Source organism: Phaeobacter italicus (assembly GCF_001258055.1).
GTDB lineage: Bacteria > Pseudomonadota > Alphaproteobacteria > Rhodobacterales > Rhodobacteraceae > Phaeobacter > Phaeobacter italicus.
In genome coordinates, this window is sequence record NZ_CVRM01000031.1 from 399,583 (window position 1) to 411,547 (window position 11,965).

Here is an 11,965-nt window from a genome sequence, read left to right on the forward strand (position 1 = left end):
TCCGCGAAAGCCGATGCGAGATAGGCAGGATTTTAGCAAGCTGTGGTGGGGTCAGCCGGTTGCGACCTGACCCAGCCGTGCCCCAAGGATGAGGTAGACCACAAGCGTGCCACCAAGGCAGAGCCCCATGGGAAATTTGCTGCCGACATCCCAGCTTTTCCAGTCGGGGGCCAGTCGGCGCAGGGGGGTGTATTTGACGAGGCGATGGGTCAGGAACCCGGCCAGCAGCATGGCCGAAAAGATCATGACCACGATCGACAGATCGCCAAAGGCCACGAACGGGGCTGCGGCGCCTGCGAATTTGGCGTCTCCTGCGCCCACCATGCCAGCGCTGTAGCACAAAAAGCCAAGCGCAATGCCCGCTGGCAGATGGACGAGCTGCCAGCCGTAGTCTGACCAGCTCATCAGGAACGGGCCGACGATCACGAAGATCGCCGCCAGCAGGTCAACCGTCCAATTCGGGATACGCATCTGGCGCAGGTCGCTCAGCGCCACGACAAAGCACAGGGGCGCGACGAAGGGCAGGAACCACAGGGCGACATGGGCCGAGATCACCATTTCAGGCTGGCTCCGTCTTAGCCGTTTTCCAGCGCTTCGAGCGCGCGTGCGGCGGCGTCGAAATGCTGCGGGTGGGTGGAAATTGCCTGACGCAGCAGGCTTTCGCCGGTCTGGATGTCGCCCTGCTTGATCGCAGAGAGACCGAGCGTGTGCAGCAGTTCTGCGCGCTCAACCTGATCAAGCGGGATCACCGGCAGGGTGTAGTTGCGCTGAGCACCGCGGGCCAGAACCATGTTGTTCTTGGCGGTGAACAGGTTGGGATCCTGGCGGATGGCGTCTGCAAACAGGCGCTCTGCCTCGGCGTAGTCGCCGCGGGTCAGTTTGGAATAGCCCCAGTTGTTCATCACTCGCGCGGGCTGCGTGGTGAGGCCGACGGCGGTTTGATAAAAACTGTCAGCGCGGCTCCAGTCCTTGGAGGAGTCGGCAACCATCGCCTCAAGGCGGTAGCGTTGATAGGTCTCGTGGGTGGGGGGCACGGCGTTGAGGGTGGATTTCGCCGCATCCCAGTTGCTGGTGCGGATCAACGCATCGGCCAGCTGGACGCGATCTTCGTTGGTGGCCCCGGGGAGCGATACGACCTTTTGCCAGGCAGAGACCGCTTCGGTGTTGCGCTTGGCGCGGATCAGCGACAACGCCAGGCCGCGGTTCAGGTCGATGCGGTCCGGATCTGATTTGAGAGTGCGCTGGAAGTAGGTCACGGCCTCGTTCGGGTCCGCAACAGTCAGCATCACGTCGTTGAGGTTGCTTTCGTCGACGACGTTCACTTCCTGAAAGGCGCGATCGACGGCTTCGGTGTCATCCTTGGCGCAGGCCGACAGGACCAGCCCACCAACCAGACATGCGGATACGAAAAACTGCTGGCGCATTTTTGCGTCCTTTGTGCTGCTCTGCCTCGCTCTCGCAGGTGCGGCCTAGGGGGACGTGCGAATCAAATAGCTGCCACCACCGCGCTGCACCAATGCGTAGCCTTGTTTTTGCGTTTCACTATGTGCGCTTTGGTCAAGCTTGGCGAGGGCGAGGCGGAAATTTTCACGGATTGCGTCACTTTCGCCATTATTGAGCGCAAAGGCCCGGCGCAGGATTTGCTCTGCTTCGGGGTATTTCTGCCGTTCCATCAGCACCACGCCGAGGTTGTTGAGCGCGGCAGGCCACTCCGGATCACGTTCGACAGCGCGGCGCAGGTGGGTTTCAGCCTGACCCAGCCGGCCCAGACCCAGGTTGGCGCTGCCAAGGCCGGACAGCACCTCGGCGGTGAGCCCCTCTTCCAGTGCGGCGCGGGTAAAGGCGTCGAGCGCCAGCTCATATTCTTCGGCGGCCATCAGACGATGGCCCACGATCAGCCCGCTGGTGGTTTCGCCGCGCGGATCCACCCCCGGTGCCAGCGGAGAGGCAAGCGGATCGTCGGGGTCTGGTTTGCCGCCCGCAGACATGCAAGCCGCCACCAACGCAGTTGCGAGGGTGGCGGACATCAGTCGACACAGACGGGAGGGGAGGGCCCAACCCAAAGTCATCATGTGTTATTTGCTCATATTGCCCAGGTTGGCGATGCCCTGCGCCGAAGGTCCGACCAGAATGATCAGCAGCGGCGGCACCGTGAGTGTCATTGTGGCAAGGGTCATTTTTGTTGGCAACTTGTTTGCGGCCTCTTCGGCGCGCATCACACGTTTGTCACGCATTTCCCCGGCATAGACCCGCAGCGCATCAGCGATGGAGGTACCAAAAGTGGCCGACTGGATCATCACGGTCACAAAGGAGGACACATCCTGCACACCGCAGCGGGTGCCCATGTCGCGCAGAACCTTGTCCTTTTCCTTGCCCGCCTTCATTTCGTAGGCGACGACCTCGAACTCTTCGGCGAGAGCGGGGTAGGAGGCATGGAGTTCCTTGGCCACACGCACAATCGCCTGATCCAGAGACTGACCGGCCTCGACGCAGACCAGCATCATATCAAGCGCATCTGGAAAGCCGGAGGTGATTTCCTGTTTGCGCTCTTCGATGCGGCGGGTGATCCAGTACTTTGGCAGCATGTAAGCCGCCGCACCGGGGCCGATGATGCGGATGATCATCTGCTGGCTGTCGTATTCCATGTCGGCGTTCAGCACATAGACATAGACCAGGCCGGCAGCCAGACCGACAAGGCCCAAGGCGAACTGGGCAAAGTGGAACAGGCGCACGGAGTCTTTGGACTGATAGCCCGCCTGCCGCAGTTTCAGCTCCATCGCGGAGAGTTCGTCTGCGTTCTGGGGTTCCAGGAAGGAGGCGAATTTCTGCAGCTGTTCGTTGCGGTCCGCCTGGCGGAGGCGTTCCTTTTGCGGCTTCTTGTCCCGTGTGCTTTCCGACATGCTGCGCTGCAGCTTCTTCATCGGGTCTTCGGGCTGGTTCAGCAGCAGCGGAATGGCCAGAAGGATCATGAAAAGACCCAGAAGACCAACCGCCAGCAAGGGGCCGAAGGGGCCGAATTGGTTGATGAGAAGATCGTTGATATCGTTCAGAGATGTCATGATCGGGTCCTCATACCTTGATGTTTGTCAGCATGCGCATGACAAAGAGGTTTACGGTCAGCATGGCGCCGACGACAAAGCAGGCCGGAATGAACCACGGGTGGTCGATGACACTGTCGTAATAGCCCGGATCCTTGGCCAGAATGCCGCCCAGGCAGAACAGCGGGAAACCCGAAAGGAACTTGCCCGACCACTGCGCTTCGGCGGTGATCGCCTTCACGCGGCGAAACAGGCGGAAGCGGGCCCGGATCACCTTGGCAAGACCTGCCAGAACCTCAGCCAGGTTGCCGCCGGATTGCTGCTGGATGGTCACCGCCACCGCAAGGAAACGCATATCCTGCATGTCCAGACGTTCGGCCATTTCCTTGAGCGCCTCACCGACATCGCGGCCATAGGCGCTTTCGTCTGCGATGATGCCGAATTCGGTGGCGAGCGGGTCTTCGACTTCGTTGGCAACAATCTGCACGGCAGAGGCAAACGGGTGGCCCACCCGCAGGGAGCGCACCATCAGTTCAACCGCGTCGGGCAGCTGTTCCTCGATCATGGACATCCGCTTGGCGGCTTTTTTGTTGACCCAGAAAAAGACCGCACCGACGCCGATGATGATAGAGGCCATCACCCGCAGCGGAACTTCGGCCGAGGTGCCGACGCTCAGCCCGACAAAGGCCAACGCGGCAACCCCAGCCATCACCAGAATCAACTGGCGCGGGGTAAAGGCGATCGCCGCCTTTTGGGCGCGTTCAGCCAGCAGAGAGTAAAGCGGAATGGACTTGGCGCTCATGTGCTGGCGCATTTCCTTGCGCAGCTGCTCCAGCACCTGTTCGCGATTGGCACCCTTGTCCATCATCTCCAGCCGGCGGTTCACCTTGCTGTTGAGGCTGATGGATTTGCCAAACGTCACCAGATAGAGACCTTCGACCAGCACCAGAACGCCGATGAAGATCAGGCCATAGATGATTGGTTCTGCACTCAGTTGCATCAGCGTGCCTCCATTACGGTCGGCTCGTAGATCGACGGCGGCAGGTCATAGCCCCACAGGCGGAAGCGCTCGGAGAAGTGGCTGCGCACGCCGGTTGCCGTGAAATGACCGATGATCTTGTTGTCGGGCGTCAGGCCCACGCGCTGGAAGCGGAAGATCTCTTGCATCGAGATCACGTCGCCCTCCATCCCGGTGATTTCGGTAATGGAGGTCATCCGGCGCGAGCCATCCTGCAGGCGCGAGGCCTGCACGATCAGGTTCACAGCTGATGCAATCTGGCTGCGCACCGCCTTGATCGGCATTTCGATCCCGGCCATCGCGATCATGTTTTCCAGACGCGAAATCCCGTCGCGGGCAGAGTTGGCGTGGATCGTCGTCATCGAGCCGTCGTGGCCGGTGTTCATGGCCTGCAGCATGTCGATGACTTCCTCGCCGCGGGTTTCGCCCACGATGATGCGGTCGGGGCGCATCCGCAGCGCGTTTTTCAGACAGTCGCGGGGGGACACCTCGCCCTTGCCCTCGACGTTGGGCGGGCGGCTTTCCATCCGGCCCACATGGGTCTGCTGCAGCTGAAGTTCCGCAGTGTCCTCGATGGTCAGAATACGCTCGGCGTTGTCGATGAAAGACGACAGCGCGTTCAGCGTGGTGGTTTTACCGGAACCGGTACCGCCCGAGACGATCACGTTCAGGCGGGTCGAGACGGCGGCCTGCAGATAGGCGGCCATTTCTTCGGTAAAGGCCCCGAAATTCACCAGATCATCAATGCCCAGCTTGTCCTTTTTGAACTTACGGATCGACACCAGAGAGCCATCCACCGCAATCGGCGGCACCATCGCGTTGAAGCGCGAGCCATCTGCGAGACGGGCGTCCACATAGGGGTTTGATTCATCGACGCGGCGCCCCACGGCAGAGACGATCTTGTCGATGATCCGCATCAGGTGCTTTTCATCCTTGAAGGTCACGTCGCTGAGTTGCAGCTTGCCTTCGCGCTCAACAAAGACCTGTTGGGGGCCGTTCACCAGAATATCGCTGACGGTGTCGTCCTGCAAAAGGGTCTCCAGCGGACCAAGGCCAGTGACCTCGTCGTAGAGCTCCTTGTTCAGGGTTTGCCGATCCTCGCGGTTCAGCACAATGCCGCGCTCTTCCAGGATCTCGGAGGCGATAGAGGAAATTTCGGCGCGCAGCTCTGCCTCGCTGGCGCGTTCCAGCGCTGCGAGGTTCAGGTTTTCCAGCAGCTCTCGGTGCAGCTGGATCTTGATTTCACCCATGCGTTCCTTGCGCTTGCGTTCCTTGTCCGCTGGCGCGGCCTCGGCCTTAGTGCGCGCTGCCGGCTTGCGCAGAGTGGCAGCCGCCGGGGCAGGCGCCTTGGGCTGGGCCTCGGGGGCCGGTGCCGCCTTGGGCTGGGCCGCGGTGACTGGCTTGGCAGTGGCAGACTGTCGTTTGTACTTGGAAAACATGGAAAACGCCCCAGGTTACGGTCGGTTCAGGCAGCAGCTTCGCTCTGTCCGAGGTCGTGCAATGATTGCGCCAGTTTCAGGATCTCCTTACGCAGCGGGTTCTTTGCCGCCGAGCTGGCCAGCGGAGAGCCGTGATCGCAGCTCTGCGCGACCTGCTTGCCGCCGTCGGGCAGCTGCAGGTCAATGGAGATACCCAGTGATTCCGCCATCCGTTTCACGCGGCTCTTGCCGCTGAGATCGGTGAATTTGGGCGCGCGGTTGAGGGCAAAGCGCAGTTTTTCAAACGGCAGGTCCTCAGATTGCAGCGCCCGTTTCAGGCGAAGCGCGTTCTGCGCCGAGCGCATGTCCAGTTCCAGCATGGAGAAATAGACATGGGCCATGTTCAGGACGGTTTCCGACCACTGCACCAGCGTGTGGGGCATGTCGATCACCACAAAGTCAAAGTGGCTGCGGGCCAGTTCGATCACGCGCTCGATGTCTTCTGGTGTGATGAAATCAAGCGGGATCATGTCGACCGGCGCGGTGAGAACCTGCAGCTTGTCCTGGAAGGTCACCAGCGCCTGGCCAAAGACGTCTTCGTCCAGCGTTTCGGTTTCGCTGAGCATTTCCATCACCACTTCGCGGCGTGGCAGATCAAGATAGGTCGCAACCGAGCCGTATTGCAGATCAAGATCGAGAAGGCCGACACTGGGGGTTTCGCTGCTGGACAGCTGGGCGAGTTCCCAGGCGAGGTTCACGGCCATTGTGGTTGATCCGCAACCACCGGCAAGCCCGTGACAGACGATGACCGCCCCGTCGCGCTTGCTGCCGCTTTTCAGCTGGTGCTGGGGTTCCTGATGGCGCTCTGCCTCTGCCATGCGCAGACGTTCGATTGCTGACTGCAGCTCTTGTTCGGGCAGCGGGTAGGGGATGAACTCATCCGCGCCCTGACGCAGCAGGCTGTGCAGGGCGGTCGGCGTGACATCCTCGGCGATCAGGATCACCTTGATATTGCGGGCTTTCGCCTCGGTGATGATGGTGCCCATCAGGGCCAGATTGGATTCATCTTCGCTGTCCAGCGCCAGCGCTACGAATTCCAGCGCTTCGGCTTCGCTTTGGTTGAAGAAAGCCAATGCCTCGTTGAAGCCCAGATCGCCCCAGGATTCCCCCATGGCGGTTTCCATGTCTTCGATCAGCAGATCGAAGTTCTGCACATCGCGACTGATCGTGCAGGCAACAATTGCATTCGCTTCTGTCTGCGGCATACCGCTGCTCATCACCGTTATCCTTCTCTCAGGCGTGTCACCAGATTCGGGCAGTCACGCTTCACGTGAATCCTGCGTCTGGATACACTTTGCCTCTGAGAACAATGTCGGGGAAGATCTGGGCGAGATTGGGGCCAAGGCCGCCCATTTGTGGGGAATTGTTAATCAGGCGTAAACAAGGTTAACCGATGCTAACCTTGTTGCCGGACAGTCCGCGCGGCTTATTCCAGCGTTGTGCGCAAAGACCGCTCGCTGGTCAGCGTGGTGCGCGGTACGGCGCTTTCCACATATTCGCGGTAGATGATTTGCGCGTATTTCCCATCAAGAACAGTCGGATGACGCTTCAGGAAACCGCTGACCTCGGTGACGGTGCGGCGGTTGCGGCGTTCGCGATCCGATGTCGGAATGAGCGGCTGTGTTTCGCCAAAGGAAACAACGGCTTGCAAGCGGCTGCGGCTGATTCCACGTGAAACGAGGTAGGACACGGCAGCGCGGGCGCGGCGCAGGCCAAGGGTCTTGTTGTAGCTGTTGGAGCCCACGGCATCGGTGTGGCCGTAGACGCGGAAGCGCACTTCGGGGAATTGGCGGATCCAATGGGCCTGCTGGTCCAGGATCGCGCGGGCCTCGGCATCGAGCTGGGCGCTGTCGAAGGCAAAGTTGATGGTGGTCGGGACGTCTTCTGCAAAACGGGTAGCGAGCTGGATGGCGAAATCCCGCTCGCCCGCCATCACCGCGGCATTGGATGTGGTGGCATTGCCAAAGACAGCGCGATCCAGAGGTTCGCCTGCTTCGTTGCTACAGGCCGCAACCGTCAGGGACAGGCCAAAGAGTGCTGCATATCTGATCATCTGCCCCAATTCCCTTCAGTTCAGTCCAAGACGTAGCCGTAAGAGCCGTTGAAATCCTGTTTCGCGACTTCGCTGGCCGGCCCTTTGCGTTCGCGCGCAACATTGCCAAACAGGAAGAGGTCGGTTTCGCTCGGCGGGCGAATGCGATCGGTCGGCAGGCTGAGCGCTTCGCCGCGGGTTGGTGTGACCAGATGAGCGCTGACGATAATCACGAGTTCGGTCTGAGCCCGCTGGTAGTTGGCGCTGCGGAACAGCGATCCAAGCACCGGCACATCACCGATCCACGGCAATTGGGAGGAATTGTCACGAAATTCGTCGCGGATCAGGCCCGCAATCGCAAAGCTCTCTCCGTCGCGCATTTCAACGGTCGTGACGCTTTCGCGGCGGGAGAAGGCTGCGATGCTGAGGCCGTTCAATTCGATAGAGTTGGTGGGATCAATGGCAGAGACCGCGGCCTTCATTTCCAGATTGATCACATCCGCATCAACGACGCGGGGGATGAAATTCAGCTCGATCCCGAAAGGTTTGAACTCAATCGTGATAACGCCGTCTTCCTGCGCGACGGGGATAGGATATTCACCACCTGCGAGGAATTTGGCCTCTTGTCCCGACAGGGCAGAGAGGTTCGGCTCCGCCAGGGTGCGCACAACGCCTTTCTGCTCCAGCGCCTCGAGCAGCAGGTTCACCTGGAATGCGCCTGCGTTGAAGCCGAAGACAAACGCGCCGGTGTTGTCATTGGCAGCCGGGATATTGCCGGTCAGGCTGTTGGTCAGGGCGCCTTGGGTGTTGAGGGTGCTGGTCCCGCCGTTCACGCCAACGCTGTTGCCGCCGTTCACACCGAGCGATGCGCTGAGGGATTTGGAAACGGTGCGCTGCATTTCTGCAAAGCGAACTTTCAGCATGACCTGCTGAACGCCGCCCACCGACATCAGATTGCTGACGCGATCAGGCGCATAGCGTTCGGCCAAATCCAGCGCCCGTTGCAGGCGGGCAGAGCTGGACACCACACCGGACAGCACGATGCCGTCGTTTGCGGTGCGGACTTCGATCTTTTCGCCGGGCAGGATCTGACGGAGGCGTTCCTTGAACTCGCTCACGTCGGCCGCAACGCGCACATCGACGTTGGTGATCAGGCGACCCGACGCATCCAAAAGCGTGAGGGTGGTCAGGCCCGGCGATTTGCCCAGCACATAGATGGTGCGGTCGGAAAGAGAGGAAATGTCAGCGATGCTGGGGTTCGCGATGCTGAGTTCGGAAAACGGAACGTCGCTCTCGACAACCACCGCCCGGTTCATCGGGACTTCGAGGTTGGAGGACGTGCCCTTTTTGACCACGCGCAAACCTTCGGCCCAAGCACCCTGTGCACTGGGCATTACCATAAGCGAAAGCCCCGTCAGGGCCGCCGCAAAATACCGTCTAAAAGCCATGTGACCTGCCTTTCCGATCACGCCTCAATACCGGGTCTTTTTGCCCGCTGTTTGCGCCACTGTGCGCGAGAACGAGAATTTTTGCAATAATCAATGGTTTCCAAGAGGTTTCTACAGTCGCTCACCTGTGGGGCAGAGGTCACATGACATATAAACGCCGCCCAGGGTATGAGCGGCGTTTAATGTGTTATCTGATTGATTGTCTTGCAGGAAACTCAGTTCGTGCAGGGGATCGGGATTTCGACAACTTCCGCGCCCCGGCGGGTCCGGATGGTGCAGACCTTCTCTTTTTCGGCCTGCTGCGGCGCTTCGATGGCGGTCAGACCAAGGAGCGATCGCTGGTCGACCTCGATCACGGAGGCCACAGTGTCATCCTCGGCACCGACAAGTGACAAGGTCAGGCGACCGGTGCTCTGGGCCTGTGCCAGAGCGGCGACCTGTTCGGGCCGTGCAGAGACGGTCACCGTGCGGGCGATGGTGGCTCCGTCGAGATCCGAGCCAGCGCTCTGGTCGATTGCGATCAGTTCGATGTTGGCTTGGATCAAGCGGGTGAAATCGCCACTGCGTTCGCTCGTCTGGTCGTCGACGCGGCCTGTCCAGTAGACATCGACCCGGTCGCCGGGACGCAGAAAACCCGACACGCCAGAGGAGACGTCGACCCGGATGGCAAATGCCCGCATGCCGCGTTCCAGCCGCGATGTCAGGCCCGCATCCTCACCGGGTTTGGTGACTTTGATCGCCAGGATTGCCTCGTCTTTTTCCATGGTCCGCAAAACCACGCGGGGCTTTTCCTCGGCTTGAGGTGGAAACAGTTCTTCTGCGGTCAGGAACGCCCCTTCGGGAATGGCATTTTGCGGCCATCGCACAGCGCGGACACGTTCCGGTGTTAGGCGTTCGCCATATTTCAGCGGCTCGTTTGCGATAAAGACATCAACCAGCGGGATCACCTCTCCGCGGGATGCCCGTTCCTCAGCGAGCGCATTCTGGTAGGCTGTGATGTAATTCTTTGCCATCATGACCGCCCCCCCGGCGAGGGCGATACCGACAATTAGGACAAGTCCGAAAACTGCACGCATAGTGGTACCTCTCATCAGTAGCAGCCGGTGTTGTCGTAACAACACCGGTGCCTGGATCGATCAAACCGTTGCCTGAACCGGGCGTTCTGTCCCGTCACCGCATAAATGCGGGAAGACGATTGGAAATCAGCTGAATGACCAGTTGGACATGTAAGCTGCCAGCAGATCAGCCAGCCCCAACGCGCCTTCTTCCATCGAGGCGGCGATAAGAACAGCCAGCCCGACGATTGCAGCGGTCAGAACAACCCAGTCCACGGTGACGGCACCGTCTTCTTTGGCAAGGAATTGCTTGAACGTATTCATGGTGGACCTCGCAGACCGAAGGTTCCTTGGGCAAAGGGCCGCGCCTTCGACAAAAGACGCGGCCCAATAACTCGTCAGATCAGATACGACTTAGGAGTCGGTCGGACCTTTGGTGCCCAGGTAGGAACCGGTCGCGGAGGTCAGGTTGGACGCGCCGTTTTCGATGGAGGTGTAAACAACACCTGCCAGAGCAGCAACAGCAGCGGTCAGAACAACCCAGTCAACAGTCACGGCGCCGGATTCGTCTTTGCGGAAGTTTTTGAAGAATTTGATCATGGTTCGTCCCTCCAAAGGATCTAAGGTTTAAGTAACCCTGTCGTCCGTTGTGAGCCTGCTCTCTCCTGCGAAGCTCTGTCCGACTTGGTATGAACACATATAGCCAGTGGAGCGTGGCAGGATTTGGGCTGAAACGCGGACTCATTTGCCGAAGTTTAACTTTTTGGGGAAGATCGCCCTAGTAGACTGATTTATAAGGGAATTAACTTTTACGTCTCGTAAATACCCGTGACCCTGGGGCGGCAGATCTTGGTAAATATGGCAAAACCGCCAGAATCTTGGCCGCAAAACTGGATTTCGGGCGCCGACTCGCAGAGGCTTTCGGCAAAAGAATCCCGAGTCCGAGCGGCGAAATGAGATATCCCACCGCTGTTTTGCTGGTCCTGAGCTGTTTTCTGGCTGTTTCTGGTCTTCCCGGCAGGGAATCACAGGCCCAGGAGGCTGCCGATTCTGTTCGCAAGGTGCCTGCCCCCTTTCCGGAGTTCGAAGCCAAACGTATCCGGCCACCGAAACCGGGCGCCCAAAAACGCATTACCATTCAGATCGAACCGGAGCCGGAGATCACCTCCGCTGTCCTGGCACCGGATGGTCATGTTGTGCCTGATGCGCCTGAGGGGAGCTATAGTGGGTTCTGGGGCAGTGTTTCAGACAAGCTGAGTGACGCAGGGCCGGGCCGATTGAGCCAGGCCCTTGCCGCCCTTGGAGGGGAAACGCCGGTGGCCGCGCCGCGATTGCAGGTCTTGCAGGATATCGCATCAGAACGCGGCATCGATATCCTGACCGCGAGCGTTGGAACAGATGTCTCGCCGGCATTGGTCTTGGCGGTGATCGCAGTCGAGTCCGCGGGCAAGACTGGCGCGGTGAGCCGTGTGGGGGCCGAGGGGCTGATGCAGCTGATGCCGGACACGGCCCGCCGCTTTGGTGTCGAGGACGCTTTTGACAGTGCACAGAACATCAGGGGCGGGGTGAGCTATCTGAACTGGTTGATGGCAGAGTTCGATCGCGACCCGATCTTGGTGCTTGCGGGCTATAACGCGGGAGAGGGCGCGGTGCGCAGCCATGCCGGTGTGCCGCCCTTTGCCGAGACGCGTGACTATGTGCCAAAGGTTCTGGCCGCCTTTCAGGTGGCGCGGGGCCTGTGTATGACCCCGCCAGAGTTGATCACTGATGGCTGTGTCTTTCGTCAGATGAACTGAAGCCCGGATCGGGTGCGACCATTCTCTTTTCGGCGAGTCTCTTTTTGATAAATCGCAATTGATGTCATGTGACATCATTATTCTGCCCGAATTCTGGTGT

13 protein-coding genes are annotated in these 11,965 nt (G+C 59.8%); 1 reads left to right on the top strand and 12 read right to left on the bottom strand.

Annotated features, from left to right (window positions below; genetic code table 11):
- Positions 1–51 precede the first annotated feature (51 nt).
- The 12 genes from NIT7645_RS13160 to NIT7645_RS13210 form a co-directional block, all read right to left on the bottom strand.
- On the bottom strand, positions 52–558 hold the full coding sequence (locus tag NIT7645_RS13160) for an A24 family peptidase (RefSeq protein ID WP_008562802.1): 507 nt from the start codon (positions 556–558) through the stop codon (positions 52–54).
- Positions 559–575: 17 nt separating this feature from the next.
- A complete protein-coding gene (locus NIT7645_RS13165) occupies positions 576–1,424 on the bottom strand; it encodes a tetratricopeptide repeat protein (protein ID WP_008562469.1) in 849 nt (282 codons plus the stop codon).
- 45 nt (positions 1,425–1,469) lie between these two features.
- Positions 1,470–2,072 (bottom strand): tetratricopeptide repeat protein, encoded by a 603-nt coding sequence (locus tag NIT7645_RS13170; RefSeq protein ID WP_037302549.1) that lies wholly within the window; start codon positions 2,070–2,072, stop codon positions 1,470–1,472.
- Positions 2,073–2,075: 3 nt separating this feature from the next.
- Positions 2,076–3,059, bottom strand: a complete 984-nt coding sequence (locus NIT7645_RS13175; RefSeq protein ID WP_050687236.1) for a type II secretion system F family protein — start codon at positions 3,057–3,059, stop codon at positions 2,076–2,078.
- A gap of 10 nt (positions 3,060–3,069) precedes the next feature.
- A complete protein-coding gene (locus tag NIT7645_RS13180) occupies positions 3,070–4,038 on the bottom strand; it encodes a type II secretion system F family protein (RefSeq protein WP_008561407.1) in 969 nt (322 codons plus the stop codon).
- Complete coding sequence (locus NIT7645_RS13185) at positions 4,038–5,495, bottom strand: TadA family conjugal transfer-associated ATPase (RefSeq protein ID WP_008559385.1); 1,458 nt, start codon at positions 5,493–5,495, stop codon at positions 4,038–4,040. The genes NIT7645_RS13180 and NIT7645_RS13185 overlap by 1 nt, the downstream gene beginning before the upstream one ends.
- Before the next feature lie 26 nt (positions 5,496–5,521).
- The gene (locus tag NIT7645_RS13190) at positions 5,522–6,751 is read right to left on the bottom strand and encodes a CpaE/TadZ family protein (protein WP_050687238.1); all 1,230 of its coding nucleotides are present in this window, start codon (positions 6,749–6,751) and stop codon (positions 5,522–5,524) included.
- Positions 6,752–6,960: 209 nt separating this feature from the next.
- Positions 6,961–7,587: an OmpA family protein gene (locus tag NIT7645_RS13195; RefSeq protein ID WP_008560019.1), complete on the bottom strand. Its 627-nt coding sequence runs from the start codon at positions 7,585–7,587 to the stop codon at positions 6,961–6,963.
- 20 nt (positions 7,588–7,607) lie between these two features.
- Positions 7,608–9,014 (bottom strand): type II and III secretion system protein family protein, encoded by a 1,407-nt coding sequence (locus tag NIT7645_RS13200; RefSeq protein WP_050672942.1) that lies wholly within the window; start codon positions 9,012–9,014, stop codon positions 7,608–7,610.
- Between the two features lie 215 nt (positions 9,015–9,229).
- Positions 9,230–10,090: a Flp pilus assembly protein CpaB gene (cpaB, locus tag NIT7645_RS13205; protein ID WP_008563271.1), complete on the bottom strand. Its 861-nt coding sequence runs from the start codon at positions 10,088–10,090 to the stop codon at positions 9,230–9,232.
- Positions 10,091–10,216: 126 nt separating this feature from the next.
- Complete coding sequence (locus tag NIT7645_RS19545) at positions 10,217–10,393, bottom strand: hypothetical protein (RefSeq protein ID WP_008559765.1); 177 nt, start codon at positions 10,391–10,393, stop codon at positions 10,217–10,219.
- 90 nt (positions 10,394–10,483) lie between these two features.
- Complete coding sequence (locus tag NIT7645_RS13210; RefSeq protein WP_008560683.1) at positions 10,484–10,669, bottom strand: hypothetical protein; 186 nt, start codon at positions 10,667–10,669, stop codon at positions 10,484–10,486.
- 353 nt (positions 10,670–11,022) lie between these two features.
- On the opposite strand from NIT7645_RS13210, the gene NIT7645_RS13215 reads away from it, so the two are divergent.
- Positions 11,023–11,865 carry a lytic transglycosylase domain-containing protein gene (locus NIT7645_RS13215; RefSeq protein ID WP_008559193.1) on the top strand — a complete coding sequence of 281 codons (843 nt, stop codon included), beginning with the start codon at positions 11,023–11,025 and terminating at the stop codon, positions 11,863–11,865.
- The last annotated feature ends 100 nt before the right edge of the window (positions 11,866–11,965 follow it).